The organism is uncultured Hymenobacter sp., assembly GCF_964243305.1.
In the GTDB taxonomy this organism is placed as follows: Bacteria; Bacteroidota; Bacteroidia; order Cytophagales; family Hymenobacteraceae; genus Hymenobacter.
Map to the genome: position 1 here is coordinate 22,691 of NZ_CAXTEF010000005.1, position 23,159 is coordinate 45,849.

Sequence of the window (23,159 nt, forward strand, 5' to 3'; positions counted from 1 at the left end):
GCTTTGCTCAGCATGACGTTCTTTATTGGTCGTTCCGATAGGTCTCTACGTTCCCTACCCCTCTTCGCCTCCCCAAACCGTCTTATCTTTGCCCGCTGCAACCCGACCCATTATTTATGTTTAAAATCGACCAGAAGTTTAAGAATATCAACTCCGAGCTGGAAGCCCACCTGGAGGAAGTTATCCGGCCTAACGTGACCAAAACCATTGTGCCGGGTCAGGATTATATTCCTGTGACAGGCAAGGTGCTGGATGTGGACGACCTCATGTTCGGTGTCGATGCTACCATCGACGGTTGGCTTACCACTGGTCGCTTCGGCCCTAAGTTCGAGCAGAAGCTGGCCAAGTACATGGGCTGCAAGTCCTCGCTGGTCGTTAACTCCGGCTCGTCGGCCAACCTAGTGGCCTTTTATACGCTTACTTCGCCCAAGCTCGGCGAGCGCGCCATCAAGCCCGGCGACGAAGTAATTACCGTAGCCGCTGGCTTTCCTACTACCGTGAACCCGATGATACAGTTTGGCTGCGTGCCCGTATTTATCGACGTTGATATTCCGACCTATAACATTAAGGCCGAGCTGTTGGAGCAGGCCGTGACGCCCAAGACCAAGGCCATCATGATGGCCCACACGCTGGGCAACCCCTTCAACATCGCCGAGGTGATGCGGGTGGCGAAGAAGTACAACCTCTGGGTGATTGAGGACGACTGCGATTCGCTCGGCGCTACGTTTGAGGGCCAGAAAACTGGCACCTTCGGCGACCTGGCTACGCTCTCCTTCTACCCCGCCCACCACATCACGATGGGCGAGGGCGGCGCAGTGCTCATCAACAACATCCGCCTCAAGATTATCGCCGAGAGCTTCCGCGACTGGGGCCGCGACTGCTACTGCGAGCCGGGCAAGGACAACACCTGCAACAAGCGCTTCTGCCAGCAGCTCGGCGAACTGCCCTACGGCTACGACCACAAGTATAGCTACTCTCACATTGGCTTCAACCTCAAGGTGACCGACATGCAGGCCGCCATCGGCCTGAGCCAGCTCAACAAAGCTGACTTTTTCGTGCAGCGCCGCCGCGAAAATCACGCGATGCTGTATCAGAAGCTTAAGCAGTTTGAGGAGCACTTTATCCTGCCAGAGGCCACGCCCGGCTCGGAGCCGAGCTGGTTTGGCTTCCTACTCACCTTGCGCGACGATAGTCCCATCAGCCGCCACGAGCTGGTGCAGCACCTCGAAGACCACAAAATTGGCACCCGCCTGCTCTTCGCCGGCAACCTGCTGCGGCAGCCCGCCTACCAGGGTATCGAGCACCGCGTGGTGGGCGACCTCAGCAACACTGACACTATCATGAACCGCTCGTTCTGGCTGGGCGTGTGGCCCGGCTTGCAGGAAGAGCACTACGACTACATTGTGGAGGTCATCAAGGACTTTTTAAGCAAGCCGGTTGCGGCAACCGTGGTGCAGGATAGCAGCAATGAAGGGTAAGTGGGATGCTGGAGAATTAATTGAGTTTAGTCATGTTGATCGTTAAATAATAAAACGGTGTTGCTTCAGGCTGCTCGTAACTTGAAGCAACACCGTTTTATTTAAGCTTGTGTGAACCGACTTAGTAAGAAATATGCTAGAAACAATCGACAAAGCAGGGGAAATTATTGAAGAGGAAAAAGCAGGTGGTATAACTAATGTCCCTGTATTTCTAACTATCTGTATTCCCACGTACAATCGGGCGACAATTCTCGACACCGTAATAGCTATAACCCCTCAATTAACCGAGAATGTTTCAATAAAAATATTTGACAATTGCTCAGATATACCCGTTTCAACTATTCTTAAAGGACACCTCACCGATAAAATTCACATTGTTAGGAATAGTGCGAATGTTGGAGTGTCTGGTAATATTATAAAGTGTTTTGAGCATTGCGATACCGATTGGATGTGGCTCTTGTCTGATGATGATGCCCCAGCTAGCGATGCTATCAGCACTATCTTGGCTACTATAGCAAAACACCCCCATGTCTCAGTCATAAAATACAGTTCAAATACGGGCTCACTGGAACACAACGTTAAGGAGGAAGTAATAGCAACCGGACAAAAGGATTTTATTAGCAAGATTACTAACTTTAGCAATTTGCTTTTTATATCCTCTACGGTTTGCAAAGTAAGCGAGATGAGAAAACTGGTTAAAGATGCTTATTACTTCACGCAAGGTTTAGCGCCACATCTTGTTTTCATATTCTCGTATCTAGCAGCTAACCCGACAGCTAAAGTTCTATTTTCTCCGTTAAGCATCGTTAGTCTTAGAAGATGGGACACCCCTGGCCATGCCACGTGGAATGAGATGCTGGTATATAAATCGTTGGCTGATATAATACACGTTGTCAAAGACACTGAGGAAAGAAAAATGTTGTTTAATAAAATAGACTCTTATGGTCATTTCTACAAAGGACCTTTCGCCTCCTCTAATTTAAAGGCAGTGATTAAAGCTATTATACTTGCTAAGGACGACAAGCAGGAACATAATATGGTGGCAGAATACCTGAGTACTTCTGTTTTTACATATTGGGCTGAAAATGCGTCTACTCGCAGCTTTTTGCTCAGATCAGCGACAATATCATTTCTGATAGCTTTTTTGCATTCGCCTTTTGTAAATACTGCGGCGAAGTTCTTCATACGAACTCGACCTAGCAAAAGGATATTTTATTATAATAGATATTTCTTGTTTAATAAAGATTATCGCTTGTAGCGTTAGAATCAGAAACATTATGGCTCCAATGCTAAGCATTCTGGTACCAACCTACAACAGGAGCGCAATGCTGAGAGAGGCATTGATTAGTATTCTAGCCCAAAGCTACACTGACTATGAAATAATAGTAGTCGATAACTGTTCGCCTGATGACACCGAGGCAGTAGTGGCGGCTCTTGGAAACCCACGCATCAAGTTTCATAGAAATGCGCTCAATGTCGGTCCCGTCAATAACCACAACCGGGCGCTACGCCTGGCGACGGGTCATTACATCTGCACGTTCTCGGATGATGACGTGATGCTGCCTGATAACCTAGCCGCTAAAGTGGCAATCCTGGACCAACATCCGCAAGTAGGCCTGGTACACTCCATGATTCACACCATCAATGAGATGGGTACGGTCGTTTCGACGGAGCAATGGGCAAAAAAAACCAGCGCGGGTGAGCGGCTGAACGGTGATGAGCTTATGGCAGCTCAGGAAGCGTATGACCTACTTTATGAAGGCTGGAATTTCATTTGTATGCCCTCCGTGCTGGTACGCAGGAGCATATTGGCCATTCATCAACTTGAATTTAATAATCAGTTAGGGTATTTGATAGATTGGGATTTATGGTTAAAAATATCCAAACACGCTAGTTTTTACTATATTAAGGTACCATTAGTCAAGTACCGAATTCATTCTAGTAACGAATCTGCTCGGATGAATACAAACTTATATTTTAAGGAGATATTCTTGATGAAGTTATCGCTTTTAACGCTTCACGATAAAGACAATAACGGACGTGCTAAAGTCATGGAATTATCAGATGCAATCGATAAGCAAATTGCTCAAGCGAACCTAATACTCCACCCAGAGACAGTGGCGCCTACCCCCCCTCTATGGCGCAAGGCCTGGAAATACATGCCCTTGAAGATGCAAATCAAACAAATCCTTGGGCGGCCGTAACAACTTCAGCAGAGTTGCCTGGTCGCCATTTTGCCCTGGGTTGCCGTTGTTTATCAGGAGAAATGAGAATTGCGCACGTCAGTTTTGAATACCCGCCAGATACAGCGGATGGCGGCATTGCCACCTACGTCCATCAGGTGTCGCACATGCTGCGCGACCGGGGCCACGACGTGGAAGTGTTCTGCGCCTCGCCGACCCGGACAGTTTCGGAAGTATTTGAGGGCGTGATGGTGCACCGGGTGCAGGCGGGGCGCGAGGATTTTCGGACTAAAGTAGTGGCGGTATTTGGGGAGCAGCACGCGCAGCAGGCTTTCGACATTATGGAGTCGCCGGAGTACGGGGCCGATGGTTACGATATCAAGCGGGCCTACCCGGCCCTGCCCCTGGTAGTGAAGCTGCACACGCCCAGCTTCCTGCTCTACGACCTGACGACTTATTACCAGGTGACGCCGCTGCTGGTCAAGCTGCGGTATCTGGTTGGGGGATTATTGCGGGGGCAGCTGCGGCAGCCGCATTGGCAATGGAAGCGGAAAAGCCAGGATATGGAGTATCAGCTGTGCCGGCTGGCCGACCAGATTCATACGCCCTCCGTCTCGCTGGGGCAGCTAGTGGCCCGGCGCTGGGATATTGCCAAAAGCAAGATTCACCACGTTCCCTACCCCTTCATTCCCAACCAGGAGTTTCTGGCCGTTCCGCTGGGCACCGACTGCCAGACGTTTGCCTATATCGGGCGGCTGGAAGTGCGCAAGGGCATTGTGGCGCTGGTCGAGGCCGCACGGCTGATTTTTCAGGCGGTGCCGGCGGCGCGCTTCATCATCATCGGGCGCAGTCAGCAGTCCCATATTCCGGGCCTGGACATGCGTGCCTACATCGAGCAGCAGCTACGCGAGTATCGCGACCGGCTGGATTTTCGGGAGGTCCGGCCCCAGGAAATTCCGGCAGTGCTGGCCCAAACCGACGTGTGCGTATATCCGAGCCTGTGGGAGAATTTTCCGAACGTGTGCCTGGAAGCCATGAGCGCGGGCCGGGCCATTGTGGGGAGCGAGCAGGGCGGCATGAAGGACATGCTGACCTCGCCCCAGGCTGGTCTGCTGGTGCCGCCGACCAATGCCGCCGCCATTGCCGAAGCCGTCATCACTCTGCTCAACAACCCACCGCTACGGCGGAAACTGGGCGAAACCGCCCGGCAAAAAGTGCTCACCAGCTATACCAGCGACGTTATTGGGCCGTTGGTAGAGGCGAAGTACGCGGAGGCAATAAGGAGCCGGAGGGGGTAGGATAGGAAATTATTGGCCGGGTGAAGCTTGGTTAGTTACGTGGTAAAGATGCCTTAGCAAGCAGATGTCAGATAGAACATGACCACCGATTTCTGACGAGAGCTATCTTTGTCTCCGCTCTGGCTTATGTGCTCTACATTCCTGTCGTCAACAAACTCCTCCAGCGGCTTATTAAAATCAGGGTAGGCAGAACCTATTAAGTGCTAACCGGCTATATTAAAAATATTATTAAATTAGTTTAAATTTTTTTTAGTAATTATTATCCAATGACCTCCACAAATTCTAGAAGCGTGACTTTTCACTGATTATGCCAACTGTAAATTATAATCGCCCACTTCTGACTGTTGTTATTCCAACATACAACAGAAATGAGAAGCTAAGACATTCGATAGATATTCTTGTGCCGCAGCTGAATGAACATGTTATAATCAAGGTAATTGATAATGCCTCTCTAACACCTGTCCGCGAAACGCTGGACCATCATGCTAAAAACCCGAGTGTTGAAATTATTAGAAATCAATACAATGTTGGAGTTTCTACTAATCTAATTAAATGCTTCGAAAGTTGTGATACTGAATGGATGTGGTTGTTAGGTGATGATGACCCGCCAAGTACTGATGCGATAGACGGAATTCTTAATGATCTACATTTAAATAAAGATTGCTCATTCCTAAATTATAAGTCTGCTATGACCAGCAATAGAAACGAGAGCTTCTACACTGTCGGAATAGAGGAACTAATTAATAAAGTAGACCACTTTGGCAATCTACTTTTCATTTCAGTCGGAGTATATAATCTTCATACACTAAAAGCTGATATACGGTTAACTCATCAATTATCTTATTGTTTAGCTCCTCATCTAGTGTATTTGCTTTCAGCAATAAGCTCAAACACAAAGGTGGGTTTCCTTGCTAGAAGGATTCATGATGCTTCTTTGCATAACACTTCCGCTGAGGAGAGTTGGTCTTGGATAAGCTTGAGTTTGTGTTTTCCAATTCTCTTTGAGATTCCCTTAGATATATCGGAGCGTACTAGGAACATGTTTGCAAACCATGTGCTTACACATGTTAAATCACCTAGTGACATATATGAATTATTAGAACAACCAAAGTACTATGAGATACCTACTTCAAAGAAGAGGTTTTTACTTAGGCAAATATACTTTAGGTCTTTGTTGTACAGAGGACTTGACAAATATTTTCTCTCCTTTCTATACTACGACACCAAGCTTATTATAAAGGACATGTTCGTTAAAAGAGAAGTGAAAAATCATTTGGAGAGAGACGAAAGACTATAAGTAATTATATATTTTAATTTTTTGTGTTAGTTAAAGCTATGATGCCTGCATGATTTCAGTAATAATTTGTTCTCGGAGTGCTGAAACTCGACAATTAGTAGCGGGGAATATTGCCGCAACCATCGGCGTGCCATACGAAATAATAACTATCGATAACAGCACAAATAGGTATGGTATCTGCGCGGCGTACAATGAGGGAGCCCGCCGAAGTAAGTATGACCTGTTGTGTTTTGCCCACGAAGACATTGAATTTCAAACTCGGAATTGGGGGGAAATTATAAGTGACATTTTCCAGGATGAGACTATTGGCGTGCTGGGCGTGGCGGGCGGGACACAGCAAGTCGATGCGCCGGCGGGCTGGGCCGGGGGTGGAAAGGACAGCGTTTTTATGAATGTCATGCATGACATCAAGGGTGAAAAGGAGCCCACCCTGGACTGGAATAATCCGTCAGACGCGCGGCTGATTGACGTAGCTTGCGTTGATGGGGTGTGGATTTGCGCCCGCCGCGCAGTGTGGGAGCAGGTCCGGTTTGATGAGCAGGCCTTCCCCGGCTTCCACTTCTACGACGTAGACTTTTGTACGCGCGCGTTTCGGCTTTGCCGCATCTGCGTCACGTTCGATGTGCTCATCAAGCACTTTTCCCGTGGTTCCTTTAACGATGTCTGGTACGCGACGGCGTTACAATACTACCGCAAGCGGCGTGCCTACCTACCCTTTGGAACGCTACCTGCTCCCGCCGAAGTGGTGGCAACGCTCAGCCTGAACACCCTGCGGCAATTCACAAGTGACTACATTGACCGCCGCATCAGTTACGCTGATAGTTTATTTCTAGTTTGGGAGTCTGTCAGTCGCAGCCGCTTTAAGCGCGAGTCGTGGTGGCTAGCCAGGAAACTTGCGCAAAGTCTCATCAAGTAAGCAACTCGGTTGTCACAAGTGGGACTATATTCGTTTATGATGCGCCCAGATAGTTGTAATTTGGGGTACCGAGAATGATTTCAGTTATTATCTGTTCACGCGGCCCCGCTTACCGAGCAGAAGTCACGGACAACATTGCCGCTACCATCGGTGTGCCCTACGAACTGGTCGTGGTCGACAATAGCGCCAACCAGTACGGCATCTGTGCGGCCTACAACGAGGGCGCGGCCCGCAGCCGGTACGAAGTGCTGTGCTTTGCGCACGAGGACATTGAGTTCCGTACGCCGGGCTGGGGCGCCATCGTGGCTGAGATACTGCGCGACACCTCTATTGGGGTGCTGGGCACAGCCGGCGGCAAGTGGCTGGCCAAGGTGCCCAGCAGTTGGTGGGGCTGCGGCCCCGAGCACCTGAGCATCAATCTGCACGACGCCAGCCGCGACGGGCAGTTCAGCAAAACAACCTTCTCGCAGCCCGAAGGCCAGCCCCTGGCTGACGTGGCGGCGGTGGATGGCTTGTGGCTGTGTACGCGCAAGCAAGTGTGGGCGCAGTTTCCGTTCGACGCCCACACCTTTCCTGATTTCCACTTCTACGACGTGGACTTCTGCGCCAGCGTGCTGGCCCGCTACCGGGTTTGCGTTACGTTTAGAGTGGATATCACTCATTTTTCGCGAGGCAATTTTAACGACTCCTGGTACGTTAACGCGGACCGCTTCTACCGCAAGCACGCCCACCGGCTGCCGCTGGGAACGGTGGCGGTCAGTGGGCCAGCAGGCCGGGAGCGGGACTACCTGGGGTGCCTGGGCTTCGTGCTGGAAATCATGAAGCGCCAATTACCCCCGCGCCTGGGTTACCCCTACCTGGCTCGCTGCCTCGCGTTAAAGCCTTTCAGCCGCGATACGCTCTGGCTGTTGAGGCAATACGCTAAGTTTGCAGGGCGGACTCGTTCGGGACGGCCGGCCGGGGCCGGCCACCGGCACGAGAAATGATTTTGGCCAGCATGACCTTTCACATCGCTATTGCATTTGATAAGAACTACTTATCACCGGTGTACGTACTGCTTGCCTCCATCTTCGCCAACAACGAGCGGGGTAGAGTAGCCTTTCATGCCATCGCGCCTACCCTCAGCCCCGCGCAACAGGCTGACTTGCAGGCCTACGCGGCCCGGCACGATAGCCACATCAGCTTCTACGCCATCGACGAAAACTTTGGGACCGACTTTCTGCTGCCTAAAACGCTGTGGTGGACCAAGTCTATTTACTACCGGCTGCTGTTTGCCCAACTATTGCCGGCTGGCATCACCCGGTTTTTGTACCTTGACACCGACATTGTTGTGCTCAAGTCGCTGGCGCCGCTGTTTGCCACCGACTTGGGGGGTAGGCCCTTGGCGGCGGCGTCCGACCATATTGGGCGCCGGCCCGAGTTGGGCATCCTAGAGCCAGGCAATTATTTTAACTCAGGGGTGCTGCTAATTGATAAAGCCGCCTGGCTCCAACAGGACGTAACCAGCCACGCCATCGCTTTTCTGAAAACTCACAGCGACAAGCTCATCAATCCCGACCAGGATGCCCTGAATGCCGTGCTGGTAGATAACTGGGCGCGGCTCGACGGCCGCTTCAACCTGATGTACCAAGATGTGCCAGCCGACCTGACCCGGCAGGGACAGGCCGCGTTCCTGCGCGACACGGTTATTCTGCATTTTACTTCCCAGCACAAGCCCTGGTCAATGATTGGACAGAACCGCCTGCGCAACCTCTATCATAGCTACCTGAGCCTGGTGCCGCGCCAGCACCGCACCCGCTACGCCGACTTTGTCTGGAACCGGCACCGCTTGCGCGAGATGCTCGAAATCCGGCTAGCTGAACTGGCTCTTGATTATCCTCTGTTAGAAAAAATTGGCCTCCGATTTGGGCGTTAAGCTAGTGTTGAGTCAGGTTGAGCACTAGGTGCCAGCCAGCAGTGCCGGGAACTGAACACTAACTTGTGGCGTGTTGGCAGCAACTACCCGTGGCCTGGCACACTCATTGTGCGCAGCGGCCTTTGAGCAGCTTCAGCCATCCGGCTGACTAACTGACTGGCCTGCCGGCTTTGATAGGCAACTCAGGAGCTTGTGTTTTCAGTTTAGCTACTTTATCCTAATTATTAAAAACTACCAATCGCTACGCTCGCCTCGGGGCATTATGAACGCAACCTCTACTTTACAGTCCGGACTATCCATTATTATCTGCTGCTACAACAGCGCGGCGCGCCTGCCGGTCACGCTGGCACACCTAGCGGCCCAGCAAGGAGCCGGCTTTGCCTGGGAAGTGATTCTGGTTGATAATAACTCCAGCGACGGCACGGCCGCCGTGGCCGAGCGCGAATGGCAGCGCCACGGGGCGCCCGCTCCGCTGCGGGTGGTGGCGGAGCCCCGGCCGGGGCTGCTCTACGCCCGCGAGCGGGGCCTGGCCAGCATCGCCCACGAGCTGATTCTGTTTTGCGACGACGACAATTGGCTGGCCCCGGACTACCTGCGCGAGGCCTGCGTCCTGATGCAGGATGGGACAATCGGCATCTTGGGCGGGCGCAACGTGGCGGTCGCCGACGCGCCCCTGCCGGCCTGGTTTGCGGGCTTCGAGCAGGCCTATGCCTGCGGGCCGCAGGCCGCCCACGATGGCGACGTGAGTTCGGCGCGGCTCTATATCGCCGGGGCCGGCATGGTCACGCGCCACGCCGTGTACCGGGCCCTGGCCGAGCTGGGCTTCCGCTCTTACCTGACCGGGCGCACTGGCGCGAGTTTGTCGTCGGGCGAAGACACCGAGTTTTCGATTGTGACGGCGCTGCTGGGCTACCGGCTCGTGTACAGCTCGCGCCTGGTGCTGAAGCACTATATGGAGCCCGCGCGCCTGCGCTGGTCGTATTTTCTCAAGCTCAACCGCGGCCACGCCCAGTCCTACTACAAGCTGGCGCTCTACAAGCAGCTCTACACCCAAGGCCAGCTCAACCCCGACTGGCTGGCATACTTCAAGTCGGCGCCCGGCCTGGGTGGCGGGATGCCCGCGCTGCGCCGGCTGCTGCGCTGGGGAGGGCTCTATGCGCGCCGGGCCCAGCAGCGCGAAGGCAACGAGGCCGCCGTGGAAGCCTTTTTCAATATCGAGCTTTGGCGGATGCATCTGCGGTTCCGGGCCGAGTACCCTAGCTTTGTAGCCGCGCTCAACGCCCTGGGACAACGCTTGCGCCAGTACCGCGGCACGCATCCCCCGCGGCCCGCGGCCGGCGCCGCGCCGGTGCCCCGCGCGGCGCCGGCCGCCGTGCCCGCCCCCTAACTCACGCCCCTGATGAATTTCTCCACCGGTACTAATCTTGTAGCTCACGAGGCTTCTGTGCCCGCGGGGGGGGTAGGGGGCAGGGGAATTAGCGTGCTCATCTGCGGCTACAACAGCGCGGCGCGCCTGCCGGCCACGCTGGCCGCGCTGGGCCGGCTGCAGGCGCCCACCGGCGGCTACGGCGTGGAGGTGCTCGTCATCGACAACGCCTCGACTGATGACACGGCCCTGGTGGCCGGGCAGGTGCTGGCCGGGCTGGCGGGGGGGGGTAGGGACTGGCACCTGGCCTACCAGGTGCTGACGGAGCCCCAGCCGGGCAAAAGCTACGCGCTGGCCCTGGGGCTGGCCCAGGCCCGCTATGAGTACGTGTGCATCGTGGACGATGACAACTGGCTGGCCCCGGACTACCTCAACCGGGCCTGGGCCGTGCTGGAGGCCAACCCCACCATTGGCGCCTTGGGGGGGGTAGGCGAGCCCGTGTGTGAGGTGGCGCCTCCGGCCTGGTTTCCGGAGTTTGCCATCGACTACGCCGCCGCGCCCCAGGCACTCAAATCCGGGGACGTGACCCAGTCCAATCGCTACCTCTACGGCGCCGGCATGGTGCTGCGCAAGCAGGCCTGGATGGAGGTTAGTGAGCAGGATTTTTCCTCGCTGCTGACGGAGGTGCGCGGCAACAAGCCCAGCGGCGAAGACAATGAAATGTGCTACGCCCTGACCCTGGGGGGCTACCGCATCTGGTACGATGAGGGGCTGCGCTTCCGGCACCTGATTCCGGCCCAGCGCTTGACGTGGCAGTACCTGCGCAACACCTACCGCGTCAACGCCGTGGCCCACGTCGAGCTGCGGCCCTGGACCTACTACCTGGAGCTGGGCGCGGCGCGGCCGGCCCGGGCGCCGGCCCTGGGGTGGCTGCGCAGCGGGGTATATATTCTGCGCTATATGCTGCCCGTGCTGGGGCGGGCCCTGCGCCACGGCGAGCTGAACCAGGAAGGCAGCGCCGACTCGCTGCGCGTACTTTACTACTGGCAGTCGTTCAAAGGCTATCTGCTCCGGCAGCTGCACGGCGACCAGGGCTTCGAGTTGGCCGCGCGCTATGTTAACGGGCTGCGCTCGCGCCAGCCGGCCCGAAGCACCGCCCTCAACGAACAAGCCATCTGATGCTCATAAGCTATGTCACCTAGAACTATTGCGACGGCCCTAGCCACCCGTCGGCGGCGTCTGGGCCAGCTGCTGGACCGGCGCCGGCTGCGCAACCGCGGCTTCACGCTGTTCTCGAACGACTGCTGGGGCGCCGAGGTGTATAAGCACTTCAACCTGCCCTTCAACACGCCCTTCATCGGGCTGATGCTGATGGCGCCCTGCTACCTGCGCCTGCTGGCGCGGCCCCAGCACTACCTGGCCCTGCCGCTGCGGTTTGTGACCGAATCGCGCTACTCCTTCGTCAACGAGCTGCGGGCGCGCCGGCCGGAACCCTTTCCACTGGCCACGCTGGGGGAGGAGGGCCAGGAAGTGGAGATTCAGTTTCTGCACTACCATTCCGAAGCCGAAGCGCGGGAAAAATGGACCCGCCGGGCCGGGCGCGTCAACTGGGACAACCTGTTTCTCAAGTTCGACGGCGGCAAGGACTACGCCACGCCCGAACTGGTGCAGCGCTTCGAGGCCCTGCCTTATCCGCGGCTCACGCTGCTGCCCCGGCCCCAGGCAGGCATTGGCTCGGCGGTGGTCGTGCCGCAGTATTCTACCGACGGGCTGGTGCAGTTCGGCCGCTCGCTGCCCTATTATGACCTGATCGGGTGGTTCAATGAGCAGCGCGTGGCCCTGTCCTGGGCACGGCGAATAAATAACGCTCTGTTTTTTGCGGGGGGGTAGGGGCCGCCCGCGCCGCAACTGGCCCTGAATGTGCAGCTGCCCCCGGCGGCGGGCGGCGCGCCGGCTCCCGCATTTATCGCCAATTTTGTACTTCCAACCGTCCCGGACTTTTTTCCGGCGCCCGCTATTTTGCTTCCAAGCCTGCTCGTGTCCGCCTCGTTGTCCGCCGCCCCGCCGCCGTCTCCGCCGCCCAGGGTGAGTGTGGTGCTGCCCGTATACAATGTGGCCGCTCACATCACCGAAACCATCGGGAGCCTGCTGGGCCAGACGTATGCGAATTTTGAGCTGCTGGTCCTCGACGACTGCTCGACTGATGAGACGGCCGCGAAAGTGCAAGCCATCCGCGACCCGCGGCTGCGCTTTATTCAGAACCCGCGCAACCTGGGCCGGGCCGGCACCGATAACGCGGCCCTGGCTCACGTGCGGGGCGAGTTCGTGGCCAAAATGGACGGCGACGACCTCTGCCACCCCGAGCGGCTGGCCCGGCAGGTGGCATTTCTGGACCAGAACCCGGCCGTGAACGTGGTGGGCACCTGGCTGCAAAACTTCGAGAGCAGCCGTTACCTGGCCCGCTACCCCACTACGCCCGCCGCGGCGCGGGTGATGACCCTGTTCACGCTGCCCACCGGCAACCCCACGGTGATGCTGCGCACCGGCTTGTTTGAGCAGCAGGGCCTGCGCTACGACGCGACCTTGCGCCAAACCGAGGACTACGACTTTTTTGCCCGCTACCTGCGCCAGCTGCACGTGGCCACGCTGCCAGCCGCCCTGGTCCGCTACCGGGTGCCGCCCAGCGTGAGTAAAACCCAGATTCTGACCGAGCGGGCCGCCGTGGCCGACCAGGTGCGGGCCCAACTGCTCAGCGCCTGGAACCTGCCCCACACCGCCCGCGAGCTGCAGGTGCACAACGCCATTTCCCTGCTCGACCGCCCCTTGGGCGACATCACGCTGGCCGAAGTGGACGCCTGGCTGCGCAAGCTGCTGCACCACAACACCGAGCAGCCCTGGTTTGAGACGGCAGCCCTGCGGCGGGGCCTGGGTGAGCGCTGGTTTGAGGTGTGCTACACTCATGCCCAGCCGGGGCTGGGCAGCATCCGGCAGTTTAGGAGCAGCGCGCTAGCCGCGCATTTCTCCCTCACCGCCGCGCAGTGGCTCAAGTTCGGGGCCCGCGCCATCCAGCATCTTTAACCACTGACTTGCGTTGAAGCCGCCGGCCCCTACCCCCCTCTCAGCGGTCACTAGCAGCCCAAGCGCCTACTATCACTATGTTGGAGAGCCCTGCCCGTCCCGGTGTCACCATCCTTATCTGCACCTACAACGGCGCGGCGCGCCTGCCCGAGACGCTGCGCCACGTGGCCGAGCAGCAGGCGCCAGCCGGCCTGGCCTGGGAGGTGCTGCTGGTCAGCAACGCCAGCACCGACGACACGCTGGCCGCGGCCTCGCCGCTTTGGACCGAACTTGGCGCCCCGGCCCCGCTGCGTGTGCTCAATGAGCCGCGCTCCGGCAAGGAGAACGCCCTGACCCGCGGCTTCGATGAGGCCGGCCACGAGTACGTCTGCATCGTGGATGATGACAACTGGCTCTACCCCGACTACCTGGGCCAGGTGGAGGCCGTGATGGATGCCCACCCCGAAATCGGCATTCTCGGCGCCTGCGCCGAAGCCGAGTTTGAGGTGGCGCCGCCCGCTTGGTTCGAGCAGTTCCGGGCTGTGTTTGCGGTGGGGCCGCAGGCCCCGCAGCCGGGCCCGTTGCGCGAGCCCGGCGCCTACCTCTACGGGGCGGGTTCGGTGGTGCGGCGCGCGGCCTGGCGCCACCTGCGGGCCCATGATTTCGCCTTCACTACCTCCACCAAGCGCGGCAAAATCATCGTCAGCGGCGAGGATGTGGAGCTGGGCGACGCCATGCGTCTGGCCGGCTACGCCCTCTGGTACGACCCGCGGCTGCGCCTGCGCCACTTCATGTTCCGGGAGCGCCTGACCTGGGAGTACCTGCTGCGCATTGGGCAGGGCACGGCCCTCTCCAGCCTGCACAGCACGGTGTCCTACTTTTTGCAGCGCGAGCCCACGCTCGACGCGGCGGGCTTCCGGCGCCGCTACTACCGCTGGCTGGCCTGGGCCCTGAGGCAGCTGATGAACCCGCCCGGCCGCCTGGTGGAGTACCGCCGCCACCTGCACGACCCGGCCCACCCGGCTGCCTTCGAGACCATGCGCCTGCTCTACCGGCTGCGGGCCGGCTGGAGCCGCCGCCGGGAAGCGTTTCGCATCTTTGCCCATGCCAAGGCCCTGCAGGTCCGCCTGCAAGCTCACCCGGCCCCCATCGCCCTACCCCCCGCGCCATGACCCACCCGTCGTCATCGCCCGCCGCGCCGCTGGTTTCGGTGATTCTGCCCGTCTTCAACGGCGGCCCTTATCTGGGCGAGGCCATCGAAAGCATTTTGAGCCAGACCTTCCGGGACTTTGAGCTGCTGGTTATCGATAACTGCTCGACGGATGAGAGCGCGGCCATCGCCCGTCGCTACGCCGCCTGCGACGCCCGCCTGACTGTGCTTGTCAACGAGCGCAACCGCAGCCGGGCCCACTCCGACAACCGCGGCCACGCCCTGGCCCGGGGCCGCTACATCGCCAAGATGGACGCCGACGACGTGGCCCTGCCTCACCGCCTGCAAACCCAGGTAAACTTTCTGGAACATCGCCCCGACGTGGATTTGACCAGCGGCTTTCTCCAAACCTTCGGCGCTACTGACCTTGTCTATCAGTACCCGGTGAGCCCAGCCGAGGTGCGCAGCGCGCTGCTTTTCAACATGCCGGTGGGCAACCCGACGGTGTTTTTCCGGCGCCGGCTGCTCAGAGAGCACGAGCTGCCTTATGATGAGCAGATTCAGGACACCTTCGGCGAAGACTACGAGTGGATTGCGCGGGTAGCGCAGGTGGCCGTCATCGAGAATCAGCCCGAGATTCTGCTGCGCTACCGCACCTTTCCCGACGCCCACAAAGCCGACGTGCACGCCCGCCGGACGGCCAAGGCCAGCCTTATCCGGGCGCAGGTGCTGGCGCGGGCCGGCTTCGTGGTGTCGGCGCGCGAGCTGCACGTGCACAACACCATCGCCCACTACCCCTTCGTGCTGGGCGATATTACTCTGGCCGAGGCTCACGCCTGGCTGCTGAGCCTGGCCGCCCAGAACGAGCGGCTGAGCTACGCCGAGCCGGCCGCCCTGCGCCAGGTGCTGGCCCAGCGCTGGTTCTGGATCTGCTACCACAACGCCGACCGCCAGGTCGATAGCTACGCCCAGTTCGGGCGCCACGCGCTGGGCCGCGCCTACCCGCTGTCGGCGCCGCTCCAGCTCAAGTTCTGGCTGAAAAATAGGGTGCTGCGGCATTTTTAAATTTGATTTTGAAGACCAATTCGCCCAAAAATATCCTTCTGCTCATCCCCCAGCTCAGCTTCGGCGGGGCCGAGCGGGTGTTCCACGACCAGGCCCGCGAGCTGACCCGCGCCGGCCACCACGTGCGCGAGTGCGTGTTCCAGACCCGCACCCGCGCCGTGGCCTTCCCCACCCAGCACGAGCTGATTATCCTGGAGGCGCCCGCCGCGGGCGCCTCGCCGCTGAGCAAGCTGCAAGCCCTGCGGCGCCGGGTGGCGCAGGTGCGGCAGCTCAAGCACGACTTACGCATCGACGTGTGCATCAGTCATTTGGAAGGCGCCGATTACGTAAATCTGCTCAGCCGGGGGACAGGCAAAATCATGCTCTGCATCCACAACTCCAAGCGCCACGACCCCGGCTACCGGGGCGCCGTGGGCTGGCTGCGGCGGCGCTGGCTCATGCCCACGCTTTACCGCTGGGCCGACCGTGTGGTGACAGTGAGCCGCGATTTAGGCCAGGAAATGATAGACTACCTGGGCCTACCCCCCCGGCAGGTGACCACCATCAACAACTTCCTGGAGCCCGACAAGGTGCTGGCGCAAGCCGCCGAGCCGCTGCCCGATCCGTCCGAGGAAGCCTTGTTCCGGGCCGGGCCGGTGCTGCTGGCCGTGGGCCGGCTCGACGCCGAGAAAAACCCGCTCGTGCTCTTGCCCGTGCTCGCCCGTCTGCGCGCCGGCGGCCAGCCCAATCTGCGGCTGCTGCTGCTCGGCAACGGCACGCAGCGCGCCGCGCTGGTAGCCGAGGCGCAGGCGCTGGGCCTGAAGGTCTGGGATGGCACCGCGCCGGCAGAATCTAGAGTCCCTACCCCCCCCCCGGCCGGCCAACCCGCCCTGGCCGACTGCGACGTGGTGCTGCTGGGCTTTCGGAGCAACCCGTTTCAGTATTTGCGTCGGGCGGCGGTGAGCGTGCTGCCCTCGCTGACTGAGGGCTTCCCGATGGGTTTGTGCGAGGCCCTGACCTGCGGCCTGCCCGTGGCCAGCGCCGACTGTCCCACCGGCCCGCGCGAGATTCTGGCGCCCGCTACGCCCGCCACGCAGTACGCCGCCGAGGCCGAGTGGGCCGAGTTCGGGCTGCTGCTGCCGGTGCTGCGGCCCGGCGCCCCCGACTTTGAAGCCGGCCTTGAAGCCTGGGTGGCCGGCCTGGGCGAGCTGCTTGGCAACCCGGAGCGCCGGGCGCACTACGTGGCGCAGGCCCGGCGCCGCGCCGCCGACTTTGGCCCCGAACCGGCGATGGCGCGCTGGGAGGCGCTGCTGCAAGACTCGGCGGCCGTTTTATAGGTTTTATCAGCGTTATGAATAGTCCAGAAAAAAGTATCCGTTCGGTTATCGTCTACGTCTATAATAGTGCCGACGACCCACTCTTCAAGGGCAATCTGCTGCCCTTGCTGGTGCAGATGACCGCCCGCCAGCCCGATTTACGCTTCGAGCTGATTACCTACGAGCAGGAGCAGTACCCGCTCACGGCCGCGCAACGCGCGGAGCGCCAGCAGACCTGGGCGGCGGCCAACATCCACTGGCACCCACTGACCTGGCACTCCGGGAGCTTCAAGCTGCTCAAGAAATCCTACGACCTCACGTTGGGGATGCTGCTTTGCGCCAAGCTGCGCCTGAGTGGCTCACGCAGCATTCTGGCCATGTGCACCGTGGCGGGCTCCTTCGCCTTTATCATTGCCAAAGCGCTGGGCCTGAAGTATTTCGGCTATCAATATGAGCCGCACAGCGAGTTTATGCTCGACTGCGGCATCTGGAGCGAGCGGAGCCTGGCCTACCGCGGCCTGCACTACGTGGAGGGGCTGGTGGGCCGCCACGCCGACTTGCTTTCCACCGGCACCTCGCACATGATAGACCGGCTCGATGCCTGGCAGTCGCCGGCCCGCGCCTACCGCCTGCCTACCGGCGTCGATGAGAGCCGGTTTGAGTTCACGGAGGGGGGTAGGGCCGCCATTCGCGCCCGCCACAGCCTGCCCACCGACCAACCCGTGGTGCTCTACCTGGGCAAGTTTGGCGACCTGTACTACGACCGGGAAATCGGCGAGCTGTTCCGGGCCCTGCTCGACGAGCTGCCGGATTTGCACTTCCTCGTCGCCACGCCCGACCCGCCCGCCCGCATCGCTACGCTCATGGCGACGGCTGGCCTGCCCGCTGAGCGCGTCACCATCACCCGCAGCGCCTACGAGGAGGTACCGGCCTACATTTCGGCGGCTGACTTGGGCATTGTGGCCGTGCCGCCGCTGCCCTCGCAGCGCTTTCGCTCGCCCATCAAGGTGGGCGAGTATCTGTGCTGCGGCCTGCCTTACTTAGTATGCCGGGGCGTGTCGGAGGATGATTTGGTGGCCGTGCGCGACCACGTGGGCGTAGTGGTAGAGGCCTTTACGCCGGCCGAGGCCCGGCGCGTGGCGCCGCAGGTAGCCGCCTTTCTGGCCGAAGACAAGGCCGCGCTACGCGCCCGCTGCCGCGCCGCCGGCATCGCCTACCGCGGCCTCGACCAGTTCGTGAGCGTGGCCGACGGCATTTTTCAGCAGCTTTAATCAGCTCTACTCCCCGCAAGCAGCCCACCGTGCGCATCCTGTTTCTGATTCCCTACCCCCCCGGTCAGGCGCCATCCCAGCGCTTCCGCTTCGAGCAGTACCTCGACCGGCTGCGGGCGCACGGACACACCTATGAGCTGGCGCCGTTTCTGGACGAGGCCACCTGGCGCATCCTGTACCAACCCGGTCAGGCTGTGGCCAAGGCCTGGGGCATAGCTCGCGGGCTGGGCCGGCGGCTGAGGCAGGTGCTAGGCGCCGGGCCGTATGATTTCGTGTTCATTCACCGCGAAGCTGCGCCGCTGGGGCCGCCCGTGTTCGAGTGGCTGCTGGCCAAGGTGCTGAAAAAGAAGGTTATCTATGACTTCGACGACGCCATCTGGATTGCCAATACCTCGGCCGTGAACAGCCTGGCCGCCGGGCTGAAGTGGCACGGCAAAGTGGCCGGCATTTGCCGCTGGGCCTACCGCAACTCCTGCGGCAATGCCTACCTGGCCGCCTACGCCCGGCAGTTCAACCCGAGCGTGGTGGTGAATCCTACCACCATCGACACCGAGTTCCTGCACAACCAGGTGCGCGAGCAGGCCGCGCCCGGCCCGCTCGTTATCGGCTGGACCGGCACCCACTCCACCCTCAAATACCTGGCGCCGGTGGTGCCGGTGCTGGCCCGGCTGGAGGCCGAAGGACTGGAATTTGAGTTTCGGGTTATCTCCAACCAGGACCCCGAGCTGCCGCTGCGCTCGGCGCGCTTCGTGCCCTGGCGCAAGGCCACCGAAATCGCCGATTTGCTCAGCTTCCACGTCGGGCTCATGCCGCTGGAGGATGACCCCTGGGCCCAGGGCAAGTGCGCCTTTAAGGCCTTGCAGTACATGGCGCTGGGCATTCCGGCGCTGGTCTCGCCGGTCGGCATGAACACCGAAGTCGTGCGGGACGGCGAGAACGGCTACGTCTGCGCGAGTGCCGCCGATTGGGATGCCCGCCTGCGCGAGCTGCTGGCCCCCCAAACCGGCCCGGACCTGCGGCAGCGCCTGGGCCAGGCCGCCCGCGCCACCATCGAGCAGCACTATTCGGTGAAGGCCAACGCGGCGAATTTTCTGGCCTTGTTCAGCTGACGCGGGCGGCGCCGTCCGGGGCCTTGCGGGAGGGGAGGGGGGTAGGGAATTTCAGCCTAGTTTTTAAGCATTAGCATACCAACGCCCCATGAGTCAGCCTAACTACCTGCTTTACATGGCGCACGGCGACCATACCTTCAAGAATGAGGTGTTGGGCAGCGTGCTGTCGTATCTGCTGCGCAAGCAGAGTCAGCCCGCTGAGCAGCGGGCTACGGTGCTGATTTATACCGATCAATCCATTTATTTTCAGCGGGTGCTGGGCGAGGCGCCCGGCGTTATCTACGAGGAAATCCGGGCCGCCGAGTGGCGGGCCTGGCGGGGCGATATCGACTTCGTGCACCGGGTTAAAATCGAGCTGCTGCAACACGCGCTGACCAACTACGGCGGCAACGTGCTCTATCTCGATTCCGACACGTACTTTTTGCGGGATGAGGCGCCTCTCTTCGCGGCGCTGGCGCGGGGGCAGAGCGTGATGCACGTGCGCGAGGGCGTGCTTTCCCAATCCAGAGTGCCGCTGCACCAGGCAGTGTATGCTTACCTGATGGCGCATCCGGCGCCGGAATGGGCGGCCGTGTCGCCGGCCACGGCCATGTACAATGCCGGCGCCATTGGCCTGAGTGCCGGCCACGCCGCCCTGCTGACGCAGGTGCTGCACCTGACCGACACGCTCTACCGCGTGAATCCGTCGCACGTGGTGGAGCAGTTCGCGTTCAGCTACTGCCTGGCCGGGGCCGGGCCAGTGCTGGAGGTGGCGCCCTACGTGCTGCACTACTGGCACATGAAAGATATTCGGCCGGTGCTGGCGGCGTTCTTTACTCGCGTTGCCGGTCAGCCCCTTGGCCAGGTGCTGACGGAGTTTGCCGCGCTGCCGGTGGTGGCGGCCTCGCAGCAGAAAGACCGCTGGGAGGCCCGGCCGCGCTGGCAGCGGGGCGTGCTGCGGGCACTGGGCCGGGGCTGGCACTGGCCGGCCGCCACCCGGTAGGCGCCCCCACCTCAGCCGGCCAATCAGCCGGCCGGCACCAGCTGCGGGCGGCTGGGGCGAGCGGCAGCAGTCGCGGCGGCTGGCCGCGGCCGGGCCGGGGTGCGGGCCAGGCTTTCGAGGATGTACAGGCCCGCCAGGTAGAAGGGCATCATCGGAATCTTGTAGCGCACCAGGGTGCCGAAGTTGGAGCTGGAAATGGCCACCGACGCCGAAAAGGCCAGCGCGAACACGAAGCACAGCGTGAGCAGCGGCGTCTGGGCCACCAGCCGGATGGTGGCGATGACGCCCGTGCGGAAGAAGATGCGCAGCGTGAAAACCAGGAAAAAGGCGGCTTCCAGGGCCGAGAGCAGCATGACCGGGTTGCGGGCTTCCCACAAAAAGGGCCGGAACAAGGACGTGCCGATGGCCTTGGGCGCCAGCTTGACCATGCCGCCGACGGTGCCGTCCTGCGCGCCCAGGTTGTAAGCCGAGCCGTTCTGGCTTACGCTCACCCGGTAGAGGTAGTCGGAGTTAATCTTGCTGCGCTCCCCGATTTTGTTGAGGTCGTACTGGTCGTTGCCCTTGGTGAGGTTGGTGACGGCGACAAAAGCCACGGCCAGCCCCAGCCCAAAAAACACGGGCTTGGCCAGCAGCCGCGCCGTGGGGTTTTTGATGCGGGCATTATTTTCATTAAATACCCAGAGCAGGGCTGCGGGCACAAAGCAGAGCAAAATGTAGATTTTGAGCCCCGCCAGCAGGTAAGCCGCCAGCAGCCCGATGATGACGCACTGCACAATGCTGCGCTTCTGGATGGCCCCCTTGTAGAAGGCATAGAACACCCAGCCCAGCGCACCCAGGCACAGCGAGTCCTTGAGCAGCCCAGAGCCCCAGAAGAACACCGACGGCAGGTAGAACACCGCCCAGGCCAGCTGCTGGTAGAGCTGCGGGCGGTACTTGACGAATGTGATGTACATCATCCACACGCCCGAAAAGCTGAGGCAGGCGAAGAGCAGCCCCACGACGGTGTAAGTGTTGAAGCACAGAAAGCCCAGCGTCGCGGCAATGCGAATCAGCAGGTACTCGGCCCCGCCGGTCTGATACCAGAGGATGCCCGCCGTGTAAGGCGCCGTCACGGGGTCATAGACTTTGCCGCTGGTGAGCAGCAGCTTGAGGCCAGCCTGAAACGACTTGTCGAAGGCCAGATGAATGCCCTTGGCGCCGGAGAAAAAGTTGAACGTGTCGCCGCCGCCGTAGTAGAACTGGTAAATCAGGCCCAGCCCGATGGCGCCCACAAACTTGAGCGTCAGGGCCGGAATGAAGTAGGGCCGGGTGTACTTGTTGGTTACCCTGGGCCGCACGGCATACGCCAGCAGGTAGAGCAGGACCAGGTAGAACGGCGTCAGAAACAGGTCTTTCAGCTCCACGGCTTTGGAGGGGGTAGGGAAATAGCTAACCTGGCAACGCAGCTAGCTTAGGACTTTTTCTTCAGAAATGCCTTGGCCTCGCGGGCCTGCTCGGATTTGCGCTCGGCTTTGTCGGCCACCACGTCGTAGTAGCGGCGGGCAGCGGCCATGTCCTTTTCGCGCACGGCGATGCGGGCCAGGTTGGTGTGGGCAAACAAATAGAAGCCGCCTTTGGTGTCGCCGGTGCTTTCGGAAAAGACAATGCACCGCTGGTAGTAGTCCTTGGCCTTGGCCAAGTCGCGGTACTTGTTTTCCATGAAGTAGCCCAGGAAGTACGTGGCGTAGCGCCCGCTGATGCCCTCGTAGCCCGGCATTCCCAGGTTGAGATTGTCGATAATCTTGCGGCTCGTGCGCTCGCAGTCCACAAACTCGCCCTCGCGGAAGGTAAGCAGGGCGTAGAAGCGCTGGAAATAAGCGTTGTCGGGGTATTCCTGGGCCAGCTGCCGGGCCACGGGCATGGCTTCAGCTGAATTGCCTTCCTCGTTGTTGAGAATGCGGGTGAGGAATATCTTGGCCTCGACGCTGGTGTAGAAGCCCCTGGCGGCCACCGTGCGTAGTTGGTTCAGGCCCAATGCCTTATTGCCCTTGGGAAAAAACAGGAGCACGGGCTTGAGCAGCGGATAATTATCAGGAATCCAGACGGCGTAGTAGTTGAACAAGGCCTGCCCAAACAAAAACTCCGGACTCAGCCCGTTGGCTTCCTGACTTTTTTGCAAATACTCCAGCGAGCGTTTGCTGCTCACCGTAGCCTTGCGCCAGTCGCGGCGCTCCGAATGCAGGCGGGCCGTGAAGCCGTAGGCCGCGGCCAGGAAGAAGCTGGCCTCGTAGTTCTTGTCATCGGCCTTGTGCAGGATTTCGGCCTTGGTGATGGCCGTGTCCATGTAGGCGTAGAAGATGTTGTCGTACTGCTTGGTGCCGAAGCTGGTGGGCTGAATCTTCCACCACGTGCTCAGGCCCATCAGGAAATACGGCATCGGGTGCTGCGGGTAGCGGCGGCGCAGGGAGCGGAACTGCTTCTCGGCCTTGTCGTACTTGAAGTTGTAGAGGTTATGCACGGCACCCTCCAGCTCGGTCTGGATGTCCTGGTCGAGCAGCAGCCAGCCTTTGGTATCGACGGCGCCGGGCAGCACGTCCACATTGTCAATCTCGACCGTGCGCATGGGCGGCACCTGGCGCGTGGTGTCCAGCACCTGCGCGCGGCCGGGCCGGGGCGCGAGCGCCAGCAGCAAACTGACCAGCAGCACAACGCCCAGCGGGGAGGGGGTAGGGCGGGGTACGAATAGCAGCAAACCAGAGCTTATAAATCGACGCATAATAGAGATAGAGCGGCAAAAG

20 protein-coding genes are annotated in these 23,159 nt (G+C 59.9%); 18 read left to right on the forward strand and 2 right to left on the reverse strand.

All coding sequences use genetic code 11. The annotated features are described in order from the left end of the window. Window positions 1-116: 116 nt before the first annotated feature. The 18 genes from rfbH to ACFE70_RS04855 all read left to right on the forward strand — a co-directional run bounded on the left by rfbH (window position 117) and on the right by ACFE70_RS04855 (window position 20,382). A complete protein-coding gene (gene rfbH / locus ACFE70_RS04770; RefSeq protein WP_375416577.1) occupies window positions 117-1,478 on the forward strand; it encodes a lipopolysaccharide biosynthesis protein RfbH in 1,362 nt (453 codons plus the stop codon). Between the two features lie 133 nt (window positions 1,479-1,611). Next, window positions 1,612-2,736, forward strand: coding sequence for a glycosyltransferase family 2 protein (locus tag ACFE70_RS04775; protein ID WP_375416578.1), 1,125 nt, complete (start codon window positions 1,612-1,614; stop codon window positions 2,734-2,736). A gap of 28 nt (window positions 2,737-2,764) precedes the next feature. Continuing rightward, entirely contained in the window at window positions 2,765-3,682 is a 918-nt protein-coding gene (locus ACFE70_RS04780) for a glycosyltransferase family 2 protein (protein WP_375416579.1), read from the forward strand. A 62-nt stretch (window positions 3,683-3,744) separates the two neighbouring features. After that, the gene (locus ACFE70_RS04785) at window positions 3,745-4,959 is read left to right on the forward strand and encodes a glycosyltransferase family 4 protein (protein ID WP_375416580.1); all 1,215 of its coding nucleotides are present in this window, start codon (window positions 3,745-3,747) and stop codon (window positions 4,957-4,959) included. Window positions 4,960-5,266: 307 nt separating this feature from the next. Beyond that, on the forward strand, window positions 5,267-6,256 hold the full coding sequence (locus ACFE70_RS04790; protein WP_375416581.1) for a glycosyltransferase family 2 protein: 990 nt from the start codon (window positions 5,267-5,269) through the stop codon (window positions 6,254-6,256). 49 nt (window positions 6,257-6,305) lie between these two features. Then, window positions 6,306-7,172: a glycosyltransferase gene (locus ACFE70_RS04795; protein WP_375416582.1), complete on the forward strand. Its 867-nt coding sequence runs from the start codon at window positions 6,306-6,308 to the stop codon at window positions 7,170-7,172. A 74-nt stretch (window positions 7,173-7,246) separates the two neighbouring features. Continuing rightward, a complete protein-coding gene (locus ACFE70_RS04800) occupies window positions 7,247-8,158 on the forward strand; it encodes a glycosyltransferase (protein ID WP_375416583.1) in 912 nt (303 codons plus the stop codon). 11 nt (window positions 8,159-8,169) lie between these two features. Then, window positions 8,170-9,087, forward strand: a complete 918-nt coding sequence (locus ACFE70_RS04805) for a glycosyltransferase family 8 protein (protein WP_375416584.1) — start codon at window positions 8,170-8,172, stop codon at window positions 9,085-9,087. A 262-nt stretch (window positions 9,088-9,349) separates the two neighbouring features. Continuing rightward, a complete protein-coding gene (locus tag ACFE70_RS04810; protein ID WP_375416585.1) occupies window positions 9,350-10,474 on the forward strand; it encodes a glycosyltransferase in 1,125 nt (374 codons plus the stop codon). A gap of 12 nt (window positions 10,475-10,486) precedes the next feature. After that, on the forward strand, window positions 10,487-11,632 hold the full coding sequence (locus ACFE70_RS04815) for a glycosyltransferase (RefSeq protein ID WP_375416586.1): 1,146 nt from the start codon (window positions 10,487-10,489) through the stop codon (window positions 11,630-11,632). A 12-nt stretch (window positions 11,633-11,644) separates the two neighbouring features. Then, a complete protein-coding gene (locus ACFE70_RS04820) occupies window positions 11,645-12,343 on the forward strand; it encodes a DUF1919 domain-containing protein (protein WP_375416587.1) in 699 nt (232 codons plus the stop codon). Window positions 12,344-12,490: 147 nt separating this feature from the next. Then, window positions 12,491-13,531, forward strand: coding sequence for a glycosyltransferase family 2 protein (locus tag ACFE70_RS04825; protein ID WP_375416588.1), 1,041 nt, complete (start codon window positions 12,491-12,493; stop codon window positions 13,529-13,531). Window positions 13,532-13,608: 77 nt separating this feature from the next. Next, window positions 13,609-14,682: a glycosyltransferase gene (locus ACFE70_RS04830; RefSeq protein WP_375416589.1), complete on the forward strand. Its 1,074-nt coding sequence runs from the start codon at window positions 13,609-13,611 to the stop codon at window positions 14,680-14,682. Then, window positions 14,679-15,725 (forward strand): glycosyltransferase family 2 protein, encoded by a 1,047-nt coding sequence (locus ACFE70_RS04835; RefSeq protein WP_375416590.1) that lies wholly within the window; start codon window positions 14,679-14,681, stop codon window positions 15,723-15,725. Before ACFE70_RS04830 ends, ACFE70_RS04835 begins: the two co-directional genes overlap by 4 nt. Before the next feature lie 8 nt (window positions 15,726-15,733). Further along, complete coding sequence (locus ACFE70_RS04840; RefSeq protein WP_375416591.1) at window positions 15,734-17,041, forward strand: glycosyltransferase; 1,308 nt, start codon at window positions 15,734-15,736, stop codon at window positions 17,039-17,041. Window positions 17,042-17,055: 14 nt separating this feature from the next. Continuing rightward, complete coding sequence (locus tag ACFE70_RS04845) at window positions 17,056-18,291, forward strand: hypothetical protein (protein WP_375416592.1); 1,236 nt, start codon at window positions 17,056-17,058, stop codon at window positions 18,289-18,291. Window positions 18,292-18,320: 29 nt separating this feature from the next. After that, window positions 18,321-19,400, forward strand: coding sequence for a glycosyltransferase family 4 protein (locus ACFE70_RS04850; RefSeq protein ID WP_375416593.1), 1,080 nt, complete (start codon window positions 18,321-18,323; stop codon window positions 19,398-19,400). An 88-nt stretch (window positions 19,401-19,488) separates the two neighbouring features. Beyond that, a complete protein-coding gene (locus ACFE70_RS04855) occupies window positions 19,489-20,382 on the forward strand; it encodes a hypothetical protein (RefSeq protein WP_375416594.1) in 894 nt (297 codons plus the stop codon). 23 nt (window positions 20,383-20,405) lie between these two features. On the opposite strand, the gene ACFE70_RS04860 is transcribed toward ACFE70_RS04855, so the two are convergent. Beyond that, window positions 20,406-21,785 (reverse strand): hypothetical protein, encoded by a 1,380-nt coding sequence (locus ACFE70_RS04860; RefSeq protein WP_375416595.1) that lies wholly within the window; start codon window positions 21,783-21,785, stop codon window positions 20,406-20,408. Between the two features lie 47 nt (window positions 21,786-21,832). Then, on the reverse strand, window positions 21,833-23,137 hold the full coding sequence (locus ACFE70_RS04865; RefSeq protein ID WP_375416596.1) for a tol-pal system protein YbgF: 1,305 nt from the start codon (window positions 23,135-23,137) through the stop codon (window positions 21,833-21,835). Between the last annotated feature and the right edge of the window lie 22 nt (window positions 23,138-23,159).

What these genes read in the sequence shown, in the direction of transcription:
- ACFE70_RS04775 (WP_375416578.1), top strand. Translation starts at nt 1,612, where the DNA reads ATGCTAGAAACAATCGACAAAGCAGGGGAAATTATTGAAGAGGAAAAA.
- ACFE70_RS04795 (WP_375416582.1), top strand. Translation starts at nt 6,306, where the DNA reads ATGATTTCAGTAATAATTTGTTCTCGGAGTGCTGAAACTCGACAATTA.
- ACFE70_RS04805 (WP_375416584.1), top strand. Translation starts at nt 8,170, where the DNA reads ATGACCTTTCACATCGCTATTGCATTTGATAAGAACTACTTATCACCG.
- ACFE70_RS04830 (WP_375416589.1), top strand. Translation starts at nt 13,609, where the DNA reads ATGTTGGAGAGCCCTGCCCGTCCCGGTGTCACCATCCTTATCTGCACC.
- ACFE70_RS04845 (WP_375416592.1), top strand. Translation starts at nt 17,056, where the DNA reads ATGAATAGTCCAGAAAAAAGTATCCGTTCGGTTATCGTCTACGTCTAT.
- ACFE70_RS04785 (WP_375416580.1), top strand. Translation starts at nt 3,745, where the DNA reads ATGAGAATTGCGCACGTCAGTTTTGAATACCCGCCAGATACAGCGGAT.
- ACFE70_RS04820 (WP_375416587.1), top strand. Translation starts at nt 11,645, where the DNA reads ATGTCACCTAGAACTATTGCGACGGCCCTAGCCACCCGTCGGCGGCGT.
- ACFE70_RS04780 (WP_375416579.1), top strand. Translation starts at nt 2,765, where the DNA reads ATGCTAAGCATTCTGGTACCAACCTACAACAGGAGCGCAATGCTGAGA.
- ACFE70_RS04865 (WP_375416596.1), bottom strand. Translation starts at nt 23,137, where the DNA reads ATGCGTCGATTTATAAGCTCTGGTTTGCTGCTATTCGTACCCCGCCCT.
- ACFE70_RS04855 (WP_375416594.1), top strand. Translation starts at nt 19,489, where the DNA reads ATGAGTCAGCCTAACTACCTGCTTTACATGGCGCACGGCGACCATACC.
- ACFE70_RS04790 (WP_375416581.1), top strand. Translation starts at nt 5,267, where the DNA reads ATGCCAACTGTAAATTATAATCGCCCACTTCTGACTGTTGTTATTCCA.
- rfbH (WP_375416577.1), top strand. Translation starts at nt 117, where the DNA reads ATGTTTAAAATCGACCAGAAGTTTAAGAATATCAACTCCGAGCTGGAA.
- ACFE70_RS04835 (WP_375416590.1), top strand. Translation starts at nt 14,679, where the DNA reads ATGACCCACCCGTCGTCATCGCCCGCCGCGCCGCTGGTTTCGGTGATT.
- ACFE70_RS04800 (WP_375416583.1), top strand. Translation starts at nt 7,247, where the DNA reads ATGATTTCAGTTATTATCTGTTCACGCGGCCCCGCTTACCGAGCAGAA.
- ACFE70_RS04810 (WP_375416585.1), top strand. Translation starts at nt 9,350, where the DNA reads ATGAACGCAACCTCTACTTTACAGTCCGGACTATCCATTATTATCTGC.
- ACFE70_RS04815 (WP_375416586.1), top strand. Translation starts at nt 10,487, where the DNA reads ATGAATTTCTCCACCGGTACTAATCTTGTAGCTCACGAGGCTTCTGTG.